The organism is Brevibacillus sp. 1238 (genome assembly GCF_029892995.1).
Taxonomy (GTDB): domain Bacteria; phylum Bacillota; class Bacilli; order Brevibacillales; family Brevibacillaceae; genus Brevibacillus; species Brevibacillus parabrevis.
In genome coordinates this window covers 248,681-264,201 of the sequence record NZ_JARXWC010000004.1, presented here as the reverse complement: position 1 = coordinate 264,201, position 15,521 = coordinate 248,681, and the positions used below count along the sequence as shown (strand labels likewise).

General features: G+C 52.6%; 16 protein-coding genes and 2 riboswitches. Of the genes, 11 read left to right on the top strand and 5 right to left on the bottom strand.

Annotation, left to right across the window (positions count from 1 at the left end; translation table 11 throughout):
- Nucleotides 1-39 precede the first annotated feature (39 nt).
- Entirely contained in the window at nucleotides 40-504 is a 465-nt protein-coding gene (locus tag M2298_RS12190; RefSeq protein WP_217022236.1) for a DinB family protein, read from the bottom strand.
- Nucleotides 505-712: 208 nt separating this feature from the next.
- Between M2298_RS12190 and M2298_RS12185 the strand changes: the two genes are divergently transcribed.
- Both M2298_RS12185 and M2298_RS12180 read left to right on the top strand, forming a co-directional pair.
- Nucleotides 713-1,624 carry a LysR family transcriptional regulator gene (locus M2298_RS12185; RefSeq protein ID WP_173599641.1) on the top strand — a complete coding sequence of 304 codons (912 nt, stop codon included), beginning with the start codon at nucleotides 713-715 and terminating at the stop codon, nucleotides 1,622-1,624.
- 1,131 nt (nucleotides 1,625-2,755) lie between these two features.
- On the top strand, nucleotides 2,756-3,850 hold the full coding sequence (locus tag M2298_RS12180; RefSeq protein WP_173596733.1) for an HD-GYP domain-containing protein: 1,095 nt from the start codon (nucleotides 2,756-2,758) through the stop codon (nucleotides 3,848-3,850).
- 9 nt (nucleotides 3,851-3,859) lie between these two features.
- On the opposite strand, the gene corA is transcribed toward M2298_RS12180, so the two are convergent.
- The gene (gene corA, locus M2298_RS12175; RefSeq protein WP_122964480.1) at nucleotides 3,860-4,795 is read right to left on the bottom strand and encodes a magnesium/cobalt transporter CorA; all 936 of its coding nucleotides are present in this window, start codon (nucleotides 4,793-4,795) and stop codon (nucleotides 3,860-3,862) included.
- Nucleotides 4,749-4,934: a hypothetical protein gene (locus M2298_RS12170; RefSeq protein WP_141254221.1), complete on the bottom strand. Its 186-nt coding sequence runs from the start codon at nucleotides 4,932-4,934 to the stop codon at nucleotides 4,749-4,751. The genes corA and M2298_RS12170 overlap by 47 nt, the downstream gene beginning before the upstream one ends.
- Nucleotides 4,935-5,150: 216 nt before the next feature.
- On the opposite strand from M2298_RS12170, the gene M2298_RS12165 reads away from it, so the two are divergent.
- Together M2298_RS12165 and M2298_RS12160 are read left to right on the top strand one after the other, a co-directional pair.
- On the top strand, nucleotides 5,151-5,939 hold the full coding sequence (locus M2298_RS12165; protein ID WP_280648568.1) for a hypothetical protein: 789 nt from the start codon (nucleotides 5,151-5,153) through the stop codon (nucleotides 5,937-5,939).
- A 181-nt stretch (nucleotides 5,940-6,120) separates the two neighbouring features.
- The gene (locus M2298_RS12160) at nucleotides 6,121-7,437 is read left to right on the top strand and encodes a globin-coupled sensor protein (RefSeq protein WP_122964481.1); all 1,317 of its coding nucleotides are present in this window, start codon (nucleotides 6,121-6,123) and stop codon (nucleotides 7,435-7,437) included.
- A 64-nt stretch (nucleotides 7,438-7,501) separates the two neighbouring features.
- Here M2298_RS12160 and M2298_RS12155 read toward each other — a convergent pair whose 3' ends face one another.
- Nucleotides 7,502-7,981 carry a cysteine dioxygenase gene (locus M2298_RS12155; RefSeq protein ID WP_173596735.1) on the bottom strand — a complete coding sequence of 160 codons (480 nt, stop codon included), beginning with the start codon at nucleotides 7,979-7,981 and terminating at the stop codon, nucleotides 7,502-7,504.
- Nucleotides 7,982-8,315: 334 nt separating this feature from the next.
- Between M2298_RS12155 and M2298_RS12150 the strand changes: the two genes are divergently transcribed.
- Together M2298_RS12150 and yunB are read left to right on the top strand one after the other, a co-directional pair.
- Nucleotides 8,316-9,500 (top strand): MFS transporter, encoded by a 1,185-nt coding sequence (locus M2298_RS12150; RefSeq protein ID WP_173596736.1) that lies wholly within the window; start codon nucleotides 8,316-8,318, stop codon nucleotides 9,498-9,500.
- A 45-nt stretch (nucleotides 9,501-9,545) separates the two neighbouring features.
- Nucleotides 9,546-10,271, top strand: a complete 726-nt coding sequence (gene yunB, locus M2298_RS12145) for a sporulation protein YunB (protein WP_122964484.1) — start codon at nucleotides 9,546-9,548, stop codon at nucleotides 10,269-10,271.
- A 98-nt stretch (nucleotides 10,272-10,369) separates the two neighbouring features.
- On the opposite strand, the gene M2298_RS12140 is transcribed toward yunB, so the two are convergent.
- Nucleotides 10,370-10,504 (bottom strand): hypothetical protein, encoded by a 135-nt coding sequence (locus tag M2298_RS12140; RefSeq protein WP_256436777.1) that lies wholly within the window; start codon nucleotides 10,502-10,504, stop codon nucleotides 10,370-10,372.
- 112 nt (nucleotides 10,505-10,616) lie between these two features.
- On the opposite strand from M2298_RS12140, the gene M2298_RS12135 reads away from it, so the two are divergent.
- The 5 genes from M2298_RS12135 (at nucleotide 10,617) to ribH (ending at nucleotide 15,447) form a co-directional block, all read left to right on the top strand.
- Nucleotides 10,617-11,267 carry an HAD family hydrolase gene (locus M2298_RS12135; protein WP_122964485.1) on the top strand — a complete coding sequence of 217 codons (651 nt, stop codon included), beginning with the start codon at nucleotides 10,617-10,619 and terminating at the stop codon, nucleotides 11,265-11,267.
- Between the two features lie 89 nt (nucleotides 11,268-11,356).
- Nucleotides 11,357-11,503: riboswitch (FMN riboswitch) on the top strand.
- A 114-nt stretch (nucleotides 11,504-11,617) separates the two neighbouring features.
- Nucleotides 11,618-11,764, top strand: a riboswitch (FMN riboswitch).
- A gap of 129 nt (nucleotides 11,765-11,893) precedes the next feature.
- The gene (gene ribD, locus M2298_RS12130; protein ID WP_280648567.1) at nucleotides 11,894-12,991 is read left to right on the top strand and encodes a bifunctional diaminohydroxyphosphoribosylaminopyrimidine deaminase/5-amino-6-(5-phosphoribosylamino)uracil reductase RibD; all 1,098 of its coding nucleotides are present in this window, start codon (nucleotides 11,894-11,896) and stop codon (nucleotides 12,989-12,991) included.
- Between the two features lie 97 nt (nucleotides 12,992-13,088).
- Nucleotides 13,089-13,751 (top strand): riboflavin synthase, encoded by a 663-nt coding sequence (locus tag M2298_RS12125; RefSeq protein ID WP_122964487.1) that lies wholly within the window; start codon nucleotides 13,089-13,091, stop codon nucleotides 13,749-13,751.
- Between the two features lie 17 nt (nucleotides 13,752-13,768).
- Nucleotides 13,769-14,962, top strand: coding sequence for a bifunctional 3,4-dihydroxy-2-butanone-4-phosphate synthase/GTP cyclohydrolase II (locus M2298_RS12120; protein ID WP_280648566.1), 1,194 nt, complete (start codon nucleotides 13,769-13,771; stop codon nucleotides 14,960-14,962).
- Between the two features lie 20 nt (nucleotides 14,963-14,982).
- On the top strand, nucleotides 14,983-15,447 hold the full coding sequence (gene ribH, locus M2298_RS12115) for a 6,7-dimethyl-8-ribityllumazine synthase (RefSeq protein WP_122964489.1): 465 nt from the start codon (nucleotides 14,983-14,985) through the stop codon (nucleotides 15,445-15,447).
- Nucleotides 15,448-15,521 lie beyond the last annotated feature (74 nt).

The following is a 15,521-nucleotide window of genomic DNA, read 5'->3' as shown; positions in this document are numbered from 1 at the left end:
TTGTGTGATCCATCGCTTTATGCATCTAGATGCAGGGCTTCATTTTATAAGCTTAAGCTGGCTTGAAACTGTACCAAGGTGAATCCCTTCGTGGACCAGAGCAAAGTTGAACAGCTCGCCTGCGGTATCGAATTGGAATGGCCCCATGACATACGGCGATTTCAATGGTGCATCGAGCAGCTCAGGCGTCAGCTCGGATAGCCGGGAAAGCTGCATCGTCAGCAATTGAAGCAATTCTTCCTTGCTCGGGGGAGCTATCGTCCATGAAGCTGGCTTCGTACCGGACGTAAACAGCGCTTCATACTGATCCGGAATCAAGGATGGAGAATCGAAACAGAGCGTGGAGTACCGATCCATCCAAAAGATGATGTGACCGACATTCCAGCGGATTGTGTTGTGGAAGCCCATCGGTTGTATGTCGAGCTGCTCCTCGGAAATGGCTTGAACCTGACCAATGACAACCTGACGAAGTACGTTAGCAGTGTGGATAATGGTTTGACTCATAAGATCATGCCTCCTTTTTTGTTGCTGCTCTCTTAATGCAAGTGTAGCTCTCCCCTGAATACGCAACAATCACACGATTCCGATGCAATTGATCGGTCTCACTAATCGATCGATTACCGATTCGTGCAAATCATCCATATAGTGGGTATACTGTAAAGGAGTCATTCGCTTCTAAGACGTGCAAAAAATGGAAAAGGGGCATGACGGTATGGAACTTAGACAACTCCAGTATTTTGCTGCCATCTGCAAGGAAATGCACTTCTCCAAAGCGGCAGAAAATCTCTGTACGACTCAGTCGAACCTCAGTCAACAAATTAAGTTTTTGGAAAATGAACTGGGACTTCCGCTATTTGATCGCATTGGGAGACGGATTGCTTTAACTGATGCGGGGCAAATCCTTTTGGAGCAGAGCAAGATCATCTTCGAACGCATTGACTACATTCAGGGGGCCATTGCGGACTTAAAGAAGGTAGATGGTGGCAAGCTGGATATCGGGATTCTTCCTGGCGACGGAGACCTTTTGTTTGACGCCCTTCTTATCGACTTTCATCGCTCGTACCCGAAGTTGTCGATTAAAGTCACGGAGTCGACAGATGTGTACGAACAGGTTGTCGACGGTATCCGGGATCTTGGCGTTACCACAACTCCTGACAAACCTGATGATCGTATCACCGTTATACCGCTGTTCCATGAGGAGTTCGTCTTGGCACTACGCTCGGATCACCCCGCTGCGAAAGCGAAAGCCATTCCCTTCGAGCAACTGCAGAATATGAAGCTGGTCATGTTCGGTTCGGAACATCAAATTTCAAAGGTCATTAATGCCTGCTGCCAGCAAAAGGGGATCAAGATCGATAGCCCGATTGTAACTTCCACCCTTTCGACATTGCTATCCTTGGTCGAGCAAGGCGTAGGAGCTTGCATTCTCCCCCGCTTGTTAGTGGACAATCTCAATCGCGATACGATCACCGCCGTCACCCTTTTGAACCCTACACCAAGCCAGGATATTTGTATCATCTACCATGCGGACAGGTTTATGGGGAAAGCGGCCAAATTGTTCATCGAGGTACTGGAGTCTTATATTCAGAGAGTCATGGAAAACAGCAACCGATCGTTAGGCTGAACGTAGTTGACAGCATTAGATTCCTAAAAAGCGTTTCTATACGAAATAAATGCCCAATCCAACACATAAAGCCTCAAACATATTAGATGTACACAATATGTTTGAGGCTTTCATTTATATAGTTTTCTTAAATTAGGTGTTGATCATTTTCAGTTGAAAACTTTATTTTCTCAGAACAACTGGCATCTTGCGGGGAAGCTTGGAAAGCCCTGCCGCTTGTTTCTCCTGTTTCCTCGGCCAGTGTTTAGCTTTGGTCGGATTGGGATTTTTGAGGGATGATCTGGGGGAAATCCAGTGCGGCTAATGAACGATCTTTTGCATGGATGAGGTGCATTCAGCAATTGACTTCATGAAAAAACTTAAACATTTTTTCATGTCTTTTTGAAACATACGTTGAACTCTCCAGCTCTTTCCTTGCCACAGCAAAAGTACCGATGAAGCGGACTACAAAGGGTCAGCCCAAGCAAGCTTTTTAGCATTTGGTATTTTCTTTTCTTTAAAACCCGCGCGACCACCACCACCAGCCGCTGACGAGGAAAGAGACGAAATCCGCGAAAGCTCTTTGGGATACCGACCGAGGTTCCGAGGAAAAAGCGAAACACGGTTTTAAGCGTCAACGTGCCCCCACATCTGTGAGCGAGCTGCTTTTGACGCGGTTTCGCTTTTTCCCCGGAGCCGTGCAGTCCAGGCCCACAGGGGGTATCCCAAGAAGCTACAGCGATTCGTCTCTTTCCTCGCCACAGCAAAAGTACCGATGACGCATTCTACAAAGCGGCGCCCCAGCAAGCTTCCTGCATTCAATCTTTCTTCGCCGCAGCAAAAGTACCTACCGATGACGCATTCTACAAAGCGTCACCCAAACAAGCTTCCTGCATTCAATCTTTCCCTGCCACAGCAAAAAGTACCTACCGATAACGCAATCTCCCAAGCAAGCTTTCTGTCATTCCGCATTTTCCTCAAAATTCCCCCCGGAAGTACCGATAACCTAAAAACATACAGCAGCTTCTTCCAAGCTATTTCACCTGTGTCTCCCGTCCATATGTCTAATTGAAAGACTTGAAAATTTTTCATGTAGAATTACGTCGAATCACGCTATAATAGGGATACTCTGATGAAAGGCGAAGGTTGGAAATGAGACTGAAATCCATTCAAAAATGCCAGCCGGGCGACAAGCTTGCCCGTTCCATCTATGCAGAAAACGGAACGGTGCTCGTTGGGGCAGGAGTTGAACTGACCCAGCGAATGATCGGACGCCTCATGAGCAAGAACATCAACAGCCTGTACATACAAGATGAACGCACGGACGATATCATGGTGGATACAGTCATTTCCGAGGGCACTCGCAGACAGGCGATGTCCATTATTCACGATACGTTTCGCAGTGTCCAGGAGGTACCGCAAAAATGGCAGCAGCTGTTCACGGACAAGAATCTGGGCCGTCAGCTCAGACAGGTCATGGCTGCGGTAGCCGACGAGCTGAAAGGCAGCAAATCGGCGATCAACCTGTTGGCGGATGCCTGCGCCTTCGATAATTATATTTTCAGCCATTCCTTTAACGTCGCCCTCTACAGTACGGCTCTGGCGATTAATACAGGCTGTACAGAGCGGGAGATTCTCGATGTGTCTATTGGCGGCATGCTTCACGATATCGGGAAAGTGCAAATTCCGGACACGATTTTGAAAAAACCGGGCCGCCTGACGCCAGAAGAGTTTGAAGTGATGAAAAAACATACCGAAATCGGTTTTGAAATGCTGCGCAGGCAAGACGACATCCCGTTGCTTGCTGCCCACTGCGCTTTTCAGCACCACGAGCGCTGGGACGGGTCCGGATATCCGCGCCATCTGAAGCAAGATCAAATTCACCCGTTCGGTCGCCTGATGGCGGTAGCGGATGTATTCGACGCCTTGACTTCCGATCGCATCTATCGCCGGGGAATGCTGCCCCACGAAGCGATGGAAGTGCTCTATTCCGGCTCGGGAAGACTGTTTGACCAGTTTTATGTAGAAGCGCTGCGCGACACCATCGCTCTGTACCCGGTCGGGTTGAGCGTCACGCTCAATACAGGGGTGTCAGGCATCGTGATTGATTCCAACAAAGGCATGCCAAGCCGCCCGCTCATTCGCATTTTGGTCGATGAAGATGGGCAGGAGCTGGCACAGCCGTATGAGTGCGACTTGTCTAAAATACTTTCGCTGATGATCGTCGCCTGCGGTGATCTCGTCTAGCCTGTTCGTTTACAGCCACTCTTTTTTCTTGAACAGGATGAACATCGTCAGCCCGATGAGCGCCATGCACCCGAGCACGACGTAATAGCCGTAGGGCGAATGCAGCTCTGGCATGAAGTCGAAGTTCATGCCGTAAATGCCCGTCACGATCGTGAGCGGCATGAAAATGGTGGTCAAAGCCGTAAACACGCGCATGATGTCGTTTGCCCGTCCGGCGAGGGCCGCCTGATAAGCTTCGCGCAAGTTTCCGATGAGGTCGCGGAATGTCTCGAAGTTTTCCACGATTTTACTCGCGTCCTCCCAAATATCGCCAAAGAACTTCCGCAGCTTCGGACGAATCAGCGGGAGTTCTTTTTTGTGCAGAGCGTCAATCAAATCGCGCTGCGGCAACAACATTTTTCGCGCGTACAAAATCTCGCTTCGCAGCCCGATGATCTGTTCCAGGTGCGATTTGCGCGTCTTCATTAAAATTTCCTCTTCCAGCGCTTCAATCAAGTCCTCGATTTTTTCCGTCACATCAAAATAACGATCGACAATTTGGTCAATCAGGTGATACAAAAACGTGTCCGGGTGATTCACTTCTTTTTCCCTGATAATCGGAAGCATGGAGGCAAATTCGGGAGCTTCCTGCTTCGTTACCGTAATAATCGCATGACTGCCGAAAAAAATATTGATCTCGCGCAAAAAAATATCCTGGTTGTGAAAAGCAATGCCGTTTAGCACGAGAAAATAGTGATCGTCGTAAATTTGCAGCTTGGGCCGCTGTTCTTCTTCGTCGATACAGTCCTCGATTGCCAGAGGGTGGAGATCGTACAGCGGCTGTAAAATATCCAGATCAAACGGAGAAGCGTCAATCCAAAAAAAGCCTTGTCCGGGTGCTTGGGTAGCGTCCTCTATGTCATCGATCTGCGTGATGATCCCGTTTTCGATCAGTCGTATCTTCATGTTCGCATCTCCTGCCAGTAGATTGAGAGGTCGGCGGCAGACGCGGCAAAATCCGTGTGAGAATCAGCTCATAAGCCGTGCGCAGCGCTTCGCGGCTGGGCGGAGCCTGTGCGACCCGCCGTTTTTCTGGCGTACTCACGCTTGCATCGCCTCCTGATTGGACTGTCATTCTCATACGTATGAAAACATGCTCGTCTGCTTGCCTAAACGGTCAACATTCTTGGAATAGTGTACCGCACTTTCCATAAATTCATCTAGCCATTTTGACCAGCCGATGCGCGCAACAAAAAGGCATGGCAGCACAGCTTTTTTTGCATACTACGCCTAAGGTTCAAAAAAGCAAAGGTGGATGGATATGGAAAAAAGAAAACGATTTGGCTGGGCAGTCATTTTGGCCTGTGTATTGATCGCGGGAGGAGGGGGGCCTGCTCTGGCAGAGGAAGTGCGCCAGCCTCAGCAGCAACCAGGCGTTTTTGAGGAAATCCAGATCAAAAGACAGGACGTGACCGGAGACGGAAAGCCGGATGTCGTGACGCTGCTCGGTCAACGCTTTGCTGCGGACAGCCCGTATTTTGAAAAGCTGAAGGTCATGGTCCAAGATCCGGTCGCGAAAAAGACGACCTTTTTCACGACGGCGTACGGCGGTTATCAGCCGGACATGGCCTTTTGCGATTTTATCGGAAACGGCACCAAACAAATTTTGGTGCAAGCGCCTACGGGCGGAAGCGGGGGAACGTCCGACTTTTATTTGTTCAGCAACAAGGACAACAAGCCTGTTGTGCTGCCCGTGCCGCAGCCTTTGACGATTTCCGGCTCGTATCAGGACAACTACAAGGTTCCGATTTTGATCAAAGAGACGAATCAGACCACGGTTCTCGATTTGTCCGATCGCAAAAAAATATACGAAGAAAACGGCGTTTACAAAAACGGCAAGCTGGTGACGCCCACAGACGTGATGCCGAACAGTTTCAGCGTGCTTGCGCCTGTCGACGAAAACCGCGATGGCGTCTGCGAGCTGAAAGGTGTGCAGCGGGTGAGCGGTGTCGCGAATGCTGACACGATTGCCTACGTCGAGTCGCTTTGGAAATGGGACAAGACGAGCTGGAAGCTGCAAAAAGCGGAAGTGAAGAAAGCAGAGATGTAAAAATGAGGGCGCCGACTTCCCGTTCGGAAGCGCGGTTGCCCTCTTTTCTTGCTCATTTGGTTTACACTCTAGATCAAACGGGTATATAATTGAAAGGATATGCCAATTGGAAATAATTCGTTTACTCTACCTAATATGGTAATTCCAGCCATTTTTTAATCGGTCAAAAGGAGTTCGGCGTATGAGTACATGTCCATTTTCCAGCCTGTTTGGATTAAAAGGAAAAGCCAAAAAGGAGTCGTTTTTCCAGGATCACAAGGAACAAGGGAAGGTAAAGCTTCAAGGACAAAACACCCTCTCCAGGCAACTGGCTCTGATTCATCTGACAGAGGAGGACTTGTCGATCGTCAAAGCGCTTCAACCGCTCATCATTCAAAATATTGACAAAATTGTAGATTTCTTTTATTCGAATATCGAAACTGAGCCATTGCTCATGGACATTGTGGACAAGAACAGCACGATTCAAAGACTGAAAGGGACACTGACCCGGCACATCACCGAAATGTTCAATGGCTGTATAGATGCTGCTTACATCGAGCAGCGCAGCAAGATTGCCATCATACATATGCGAATCGGACTGGAACCGAAATGGTACATGAGCGCGTTCCAAAATCTGCTCGTTTCGATTATGGACATCTTGAACAAGCATATTGCCGACAAGAACGAGCTGATGGTGGCCCTTACGGCGGTGACCAAAATTCTCAACATCGAGCAGCAAATTGTGCTGGAAGAGTACGAGAACGAGCATGAGCGTGTTCGGCGTGCCGAGCAGGACAAAAAAGATGAGCTGCGGATCATGCTGACCAATTCCGCCCATGAGCTGGCAGCGGTATCGGAAGAAAACAGCGCGTCCGTCGAGCAGTTGACGGAGCAGTCGCGCGAGATGCTGCGCTATGCCGAAAACGGCACCGGATTTTCCAGCAAGGCGCAGGAGCTGTCCCGGGAGGGCAAGGAAAAGCTGGAAAAGCAGCAAGAACAGATGGGATTGATTCAGCAAAGCGTGAGGCAAATCTCCGGGGAAATGAACACGCTGGAGGACAATGCCGAAAAAATTCGCGGGATCGTCGATGTGGTAACGGCGATAGCCGAGCAGACGAATCTGCTTGCCCTAAACGCTGCGATTGAGGCGGCGAGAGCGGGCGAACAGGGACGAGGCTTTGCGGTCGTGGCTGACGAGGTGCGCAAGCTGGCGGAGCAGACGAAGAAGTCTGTCTTCGGCGTGCGGGAGCTGATTGAGAAAACGAACCAGCAAACAACAGTGCTGTCTTCGGTCGTTCTGGAAATTCAAGGGCTTGTTCAGTCGAGCAGCAAAATGACGGATGAGACGAACGCGTTTTTCGAAGGAATTATCGGCGCTGTAGCAGACAGCAAGGAGCAAAGCACGCACATTCAAAAAGAACTGGAAAACTTCTTCAAAGTCATGGAAGACATGAACCAGGCAGTGGCGCAAGTAGCCAGCTCTGCTGATGAGCTGTCCGAGATTACGGAAAATTTGTAGACGCGAAAAACCAGTACGACCGCTCTTTTGGCGGTGTACTGGTTTTTTTGTATCTTTTCCAATCCTACGTGGGGGATTGGACGGCGCGGTACTGACGGGAGTTTTGCAGCGGGGGCGTATACACATTGAGCGAGAGGACAGGTCCGTCTGTGTTGTTGCGAATGGCGTGAATCTCGCCGGGAGCGACGTAATAGCAATCTCCTGCGCTGACATGCGTCGTTTGTGCCCGAAAAACTTCGTCTTCGCGGTCAGCCGGGAGGTAGACGACATTGGTGAGCGTGCCGGATATGACCCACTCCCAGCCAAACGAGTCGCCATGGTTGTGCGGGATGGACTCCTGCCTGGCAGGAAGATGGATGAGAACGACCTCTACGTGAGGCGTGAGATACAAAATTTTGCGGCCATATGGAAGCTGTTCCGGTTGGGGAACGAGTGACGCGATATCGTCTGGGCAGAGCGCGAGTGAAGCGACAGCCTGCCTCAATTCGGTAGGACTGGGGCAAACAAGGGAGCCAAAGGCACGTTCCAATCGTTCCAGATTCATGACAAACCTCCAGGGCAAAAAAGATCTTCCCCCTTACCATATGAAAGACAGATGCAGTCTGACGTAGGAGAAGCGCCATTTTTTTGTGAAGGTTTTCCCGTTTTTCATGACAAGATAGGAGCGTCCCGTTATGATGAGAGTACGGCATGAGTTGCCGCACATAGACGGTTAAGGAACGGCCCCCGTCGAAAGTGACAGAACAAAAACGAGTCATGATTTTACACACTTACACACGAGGAGGCATGCGCATGTCAACTGCCATAATCAGTGTACGCACCCCGTAGATGGGGGCGTCAGTCTGAACCGCCTGTGATCAACAGGAGGTTTGGTACACATGAACATGAAAAAGTATTTGTACGTCAATGCGCTGTCCTCGCTCGGATCGCGAATGGACTTGATCGCGTGCAGCGCCTTGATTTTTACGTTTGAACATAGCGCGTTTTGGCTGATGGCTTTTTTTGTCGCCAGACAGGTGGGCGGAATGCTGTTCAGCCCGTTTGCTGGCATATTGGCAGACCGGATGGACAGAAGACAGGCGATGATCGCAAGCGACATCGGAGCGGGGCTGGCTTTGCTGGCGATTTTGCTCATTCCGCATCCATACGTTGTCGTCGCGGCGGCTTTTCTCAAAGGGATGCTGTACACGCTGTTTGCGATCAGCTTCCAGGCGTCATTGCCGCAGATGTTTGGACCGGAAAAATTGGCTTGGGTGAACAGTCTCAAGGTGAGGCTGGAATCGTTTGTCGGCATTGTCGGCTTCCTTTTGGGCGGCTTGTTAACCGATCATGTCGGCTATGCACTCGTCATTGGAGCAGACGCTGCGAGCTTTTTGTTTTCGGCAGCAATTTTGACGCGGATGCGCTGGGAGAGCAGAGCTACGCCGGACAAGGCGGAAAAAGCCGAAGGGAAAGAAACGGCAAGCGGCGGGATGCGCGCAGCTTTCGTATATTTGCAAGGAGCGCCCGTGCTGCTCGCGGTCAGTCTGCTGGCTGCGCCGCTGGCGATCAGTACGGCCGCGCACAACTACGGCTTGCCGTTTTTGGCCGATGGGCTAAGCCGTGGCGATGCTACCCTGCACGGGCTGATGTGGTCCGCGATGAGCGCAGGCGGGCTGGTTGGCGCTTACTTCGCCGTCCGTTTTTCCGTTGATTTTTGGCGTGGCTTGCTTGGCGCATACGGGCTGATGGCGCTGCTGGTCGTGGCGGCGTTTGCTGCCGATTGGACGGCGGGGGTGCTGTTGTTGCTCGGATGCGCCGGGCTTTTGAGCGGGGCGGCACAGGTGTACGAGGGCACGCTTTTGCAGCTGGCCAAAAATGAAGTGCGCGGCAAGGTGCTCGGGGTGCAGGGCTTTCTCGGCCGCAGCGGCTTTTTTATCGGTTTTCTTGGCGCACCGCTGTTAACGGCGGCGTGCGGCTTGTTCGGATTGGTTGTCTGTGCACAGGTGCTGCTGATTTTTGCGCTCGTCGGACTGGGCGTGTACGTGCAGAAAAGCGGGGGTGTTGCCGACTCTCGTCGCTGATAGTCTTTTTTCCCTTCTCCTACCATAGGATGTACCAATTGGGAGGTGACGGGATTGGCCATATTTCGACCCCGTCGGCGTTGGAGGAACCCGCTTTCTCGAACGAAAGCGTTTTTGATTGCGCTGGTTATTTTTGTGGTTTTGTCGATTCAGTCACTCGTCTTTTTGCAGCAACGGCTGGAACCGACGCTCTTGATCCTGGCAACCCAAAAAGCAGAGCAATTGGCAAAAGAAGCGATTACGGACGCAGTCACCAAACGAATTTCCCAGCAGGGCGTCGATTTCAACCAGATCGTCAAGATCGAGAAGAACAACGAAGGGCAGATTCAGGCGTACCAGTTTAACTTTAGGGAATACGCGAGAATTGTCGGCGAGACAACTTCACGAGTGCAGAACAAGCTTCAGGAATTTGAGACGGAAAAAGTCGATCGCACCATTCCGCTTGGCTTGGCGACAGGAAATACGTTTTTGGCGCAGATGGGACCGAATTTGCCTGTCACTTTTGTACCGATCGGCTCTGTGAAAACAAAGCTGGAGACAGAGTTGAAGGAGGCGGGCATCAACATGGTGCTCGCAACCGTCTACATTTTCGTGGAGGTCGATTTGCAGATCGTCATCCCGTTTGCCACCGAGGAGCAGACGATCACCACGAAAATCCCGATCACGCATTCACTGATTATCGGGGATGTGCCGCAGTATTTGTACAACAATCCGGAGGGCAAGCCGGATGTGCCCCGGGCGCAAATGGAAGGGGCAGACGATGCGCCATAGCGGACTTGGCGAATGGCGGGAACAACAAAAAAGCGGCAGCAGCGGGCTGTCGCTTTTTTCGTTCCGTGAAAAGGTGTCGGGGAAATCTACGGCTCACCTCAGGTGACGGTCAGCTCAATCACGCCCTCCTGGCTGCTGAGCGTGCCGCCGATCATGCTCCATGAGGTGTTTTTCTCCTGGTCCTGTCCCTGGATGATGATGTTTTTATCGTCGATCGTCTGGGCGTCGTTCACGAGCTTTTGCGATTGGAAAAAGTCCTGATTCCCGTTTTCGTATCTAGTCGAACGTTCTTAATTTGGTATACTTGACCAAATAATCATTGGCAAAAGGGGGAGAGATCCGACAATGACCAGAGCGTCGATAAAAGGCATCATTTTCGATATGGACAATACGTTGCTGCAATCCAAAATCAACTTTTTGGAAATGAAGCAGGCCATTTTTACCTTATGGGCTGAGCACGGGCTGTGCGAGCCGACTTTTGACTGGCGCAGCCACACCGCTTCGCAATTGATCGAAATGGGCAGAAAGTCGGGCCGGATGACGAGTCAGCTTGAGCAAACGATGTGGGAAGCCGTGACCGCGATTGAAAAAGCAGGGATGCACGAGGCTGTCCTGGAAGACCACGTCAAGGAAGTGCTCGCCCACCTAAAGGAACGGTATCATTTGTTCATTTTGACCAACAATGCCTACGCAGCCGCCGAGGAAGCGCTGAATCATACGGGAATCGCCGATTGTTTCCAGGAGATTGTCGCGCGCGAGCAGATGACGACACTCAAACCGCATCCGTCCGGGATTCACTACATCCGCGCCCAATACCCCAACTGGTCTGCTACGGCGTGGACGATGGTCGGAGATTCCTGGATTGACGGAAAAGCGGCGCACGGCGGGGAAGTGGCGTTTATCGCGTATCAGGGAGAGCGGGCGGACATGGAGCGCAATGAAGTTTCGCCGCGAGCGTACATTACGGACTTGCGCGAGCTGCTGGACATTTTGTAGCCGCGCTCGCGGAGAGCAGGAAAAGGACACTTCCACCTAAAAAAGTGACAGTTGACGAGAAATGTGTGCTATACTGTGCCTAACTGAATACCAGCCTTCAGGGTAGGGTGAAATTCCCGACCGGCGGTAATGACGAACGCACGTCTGAGCCCGCGACTCGCTATTGCTGTATGGATAGCGACTGACTTGGTGCAAATCCAAGGCCGACGGTAAAGTCCGGATGGGAGAAGGTGTCTTACAATAGCTTCGGCGGCTGTTTTTTCAAAAACAGAACTGTCACGAGGCTTGTTTCCCTACGCCCTGAGTATCGTTTGCTCGTGGGCGTTTTTTATTGGAAAACTGCATAGCGCAAAAATCTTCAGGGCAGGGTGAAATTCCCGACCGGCGGTAATGACGTATGTACGTCTAAAGCCCGCGACTCGCTGATCGTTACGGTCAGCGACTGATCTGGTGCAAATCCAGAGCCGACGGTAAAGTCCGGATGGAAGAAGAGCTGACCATGCTTTTTGGCATCCCTTTTGCAAAAAACGGATGCGATAAGGCTTCTTTCCTTATGCCCTGAGCCGCTAGTGGTTTCGAGGGCTTTTTGCATTGGCTGGAATCCGTGCATGAAAGAGGAGGTTTACATGGAGCAGGACATGCGGTTCATGGCGCTGGCACTGGATTTGGCGCGCTCGGCAAACGGTCAGACGAGCCCCAATCCGCTCGTCGGTGCAGTCCTGGTAAACAACGGAGAAGTAGTAGGCATGGGAGCGCATTTGCGTGCAGGCGAACCTCATGCAGAAGTGCACGCTCTGCGGATGGCAGGGCAAAAAGCGGCTGGCGCTACGCTGTATGTCACATTGGAGCCGTGCAGTCATCACGGCAAAACGCCTCCGTGCGCCGAGGCGGTGATCGCGGCTGGCATCCGGCGTGCCGTGATCGCCACGCTGGACCCGAATCCGCTCGTCGCGGGAAAAGGCGCGGAGAAGCTGTTGGCAGCGGGCGTGGAAGTGGTTGTCGGCGTGCATGAAGCGGAAGCGAAAAAGCTGAATGAAGTCTTTTTCCACTTCATCACGACGCGGCGTCCGTTTGTGACGATCAAAACAGCGAGCACGCTGGATGGCAAGATCGCTACCGAAAGCGGGCACAGCCGCTGGATAACGGGAGCGCGGGCGCGGGGGGAAGTGCACGAGCTGCGCAGACAGCACGACGCGATCCTGGTCGGAGTAGGCACGGTGCTTGCGGACGATCCGCTTTTGACGGCGAGACTGGACGGGCAAGCGCACGGCCGACAGCCTGTGCGTGTCATCTGGGACAGTCAGCTGCGCACGCCGCTCGGGGCCAACGTGATTCAAAATACGGATGCGCCCACCTGGATTTTTACGACGAAAGCTGCGGCGCAAGCGAAGCAGGAGGCTTTTGCGGAAAAAGGTATCCGGCTGTTCGTGGCAGATGAGCAGATTAGGGTGGACGAGGTGCTGGACACGTTGGGCGAATGGGGAATCACTTCGCTTCTCGTCGAAGGCGGGGCCGCAGTCAACGGAGCGTTTTTGCAGGCGCGGGCGATTCAAAAAGTGATCAGCTACGTGTCGCTGAAAATGATTGGCGGTGGTCAGGCGCCGACACCGTTTGGAGGACAAGGCTTTTCCACGATGGATCAGGCGGTCAAGCTGGCGAATCCGACCGTTGAGCAACTGGATGAGCTGGACTTGCGGATCAGCGGCTATCCACAGTGGGAGTGAGGACAAAAAAGCGAATCGGAGACAGACGGCTTTGTTTTGCCGAGGCCGATGGCTGCTTTCCGATGTTATAAACCGTGTAAAAAGAGGAGGAAAGCCGATGTTTACCGGACTGGTAGAAGAGCTGGGCACGGTGGAATCGCTCACGGGCAACGATCAGGCGAGTCAGCTCGTGATCCGGGCGCAGCGGGTGCTTGAAGGTGTGCAGCTGGGCGACAGCATCGCAGTCAACGGGATTTGCCTGACGGTTACTTCGTTTACGCAGCGGCATTTTCAGGTCGACGTCATGCCGGAAACGATGAAAAAGACGAGCCTGCGCCATCTGCGAGCGGGCCAGCGAGTCAACCTGGAGCGGGCGATGCGCTTGGGCGACCGTTTTGGCGGGCATATCGTCTCCGGGCACGTGGACGGGACAGGCACGATCGTGTCGCGACAGCCGCACGCCAACGCTGTGCTGTTTACGATCGAAGCGAGCGCGGAGCTGTTGAAATACGTCATCGAGCGCGGCTCGATTTGCGTGGATGGCATCAGTCTCACTGTGGTGGAAGCTGCGGATACGCATTTCAGCGTGTCGATCATCCCGCACACGCTGGCGCAGACCAGCTTGCAGGATCGGCGTGCAGGCGATCAGGTGAATCTGGAGACAGACGTCATCGGCAAGTATGTAGAGCGGCTTTTGGGCGATCGCGGCCAGCAAAGGAGCGGGCAAGCGGCAGGCTCGACGATCAGCATGGCTTTTTTGCAGGAAAATGGATTTGTCTGAACGAGGAGGGAAGTCCCATGTTTCATCAGATAGAAGAGGCATTGGAAGATTTGCGCCAAGGGAAAGCGATTATCGTAGTGGATGACGAAGATCGGGAAAACGAAGGGGATTTCGTCTGCCTGGCGGAAGCGGCGACACCGGAGATGATCAACTTCATGGCAACGCATGGGCGCGGGCTGGTCTGCGTGCCGATTACGCAAGAGCGCGCGGCCAGATTGAAGCTTGCTCCGATGGTCGAAGACAACACAGACAAGCAAGGGACGGCTTTTACCGTCTCGATTGATGAGGCGAGCACGCATACGGGAATCTCAGCCCATGAGCGTTCGCAGACAGTGCTGGCGATGCTGGATGAGCAGAAGACAGCCGAAGATTTCCGCAAGCCGGGGCATATTTTTCCGTTGATAGCAAAAGCGGGCGGCGTGTTGCGCCGGGCTGGTCACACGGAGGCGGCCGTCGATCTCGCGGAGATGGCTGGCAGTGCTGCGGCAGGCGTGATTTGCGAGATTATGAATGAAGACGGCTCGATGGCCCGGTTGCCGCAGTTGGTAGAGATTGCGCGGCGGTTTGAGCTGAAGCTGATCACGATTGCCGATTTGATCGCGTATCGGATGCGCACGGAATCGCATGTGCACAAAGAAATCGAAGTGAATCTCCCGACGAGCTTCGGCGATTTTCGGATCGCGGCCTATACGAACGAAGTAGATGGCAAAGAACACGTAGCGCTCATCAAGGGCGAGATCGACTCGGACAAGCCGGTTCTCGTCCGGGTGCACTCCGAATGCCTGACCGGGGATATTTTTGGCTCCGAGCGATGCGACTGCGGGCCGCAACTGCATGCTGCGCTTGCGCAAATCGAGGCGGAGGGCGCGGGCATTCTTTTGTACATGCGCCAAGAAGGACGCGGCATCGGGCTGATTAACAAGCTCAAGGCGTACAAGCTCCAGGAGGAAGGGCTTGATACGGTGGAAGCAAACGAAAAGCTGGGCTTTGCGGCCGATTTGCGAGAGTACGGGATTGGTGCGCAAATTCTTCGCGACCTCGGAGTGCGCAGGATGCGCCTTTTGACCAACAATCCTCGCAAAATTCGCGGGCTGGACGGCTACGGGCTGAAAGTAGAAGAAAGAGTGCCGTTGCAAATGCAGGTGCAACCGCACAATCAGCGATATTTGACAACCAAGCAAACGAAGCTGGGGCACTTGCTCCACCTATAATGCAAAGGAGAGTGAACGGAATGAGAACATTTGAAGGACATCTGGTAGGGACAGGACTGCGCGTAGGGATTGTAGCAGGGCGATTTAACGAACTGATCGTCAGCAAGCTGGTTGGCGGCGCTCTCGATGCTTTGAAGCGCCACGGTGTGGAAGAGGAAAACGTCGATGTGGCATGGGTGCCAGGCGCATTTGAAATTCCGCTGATTGCCAAAAAAATGGCGGAATCCGGCCGTTACGACGCGGTAGTGACGCTGGGCGCCGTGATTCGCGGCGCAACTCCGCACTTTGATTACGTGTGCAACGAAGCGGCCAAAGGAGTTGCTTCCTTGTCGCTGTCCACAGGGATTCCGGTTATTTTCGGCGTGCTGACGACAGACAATATTGAGCAAGCGATTGAGCGTGCTGGAACGAAAGCAGGCAACAAAGGCTGGGAGGCCGCTGCGGCTGCGATTGAAATGGCGAATCTGTCGAAGCAGTTTGCCTAAACGAGAACAGTATAGCATGAGAAGGCGAGAAGCGGGGGCTGAGGCTCCCGTTTTTGCATGGATAAAAACGCCTA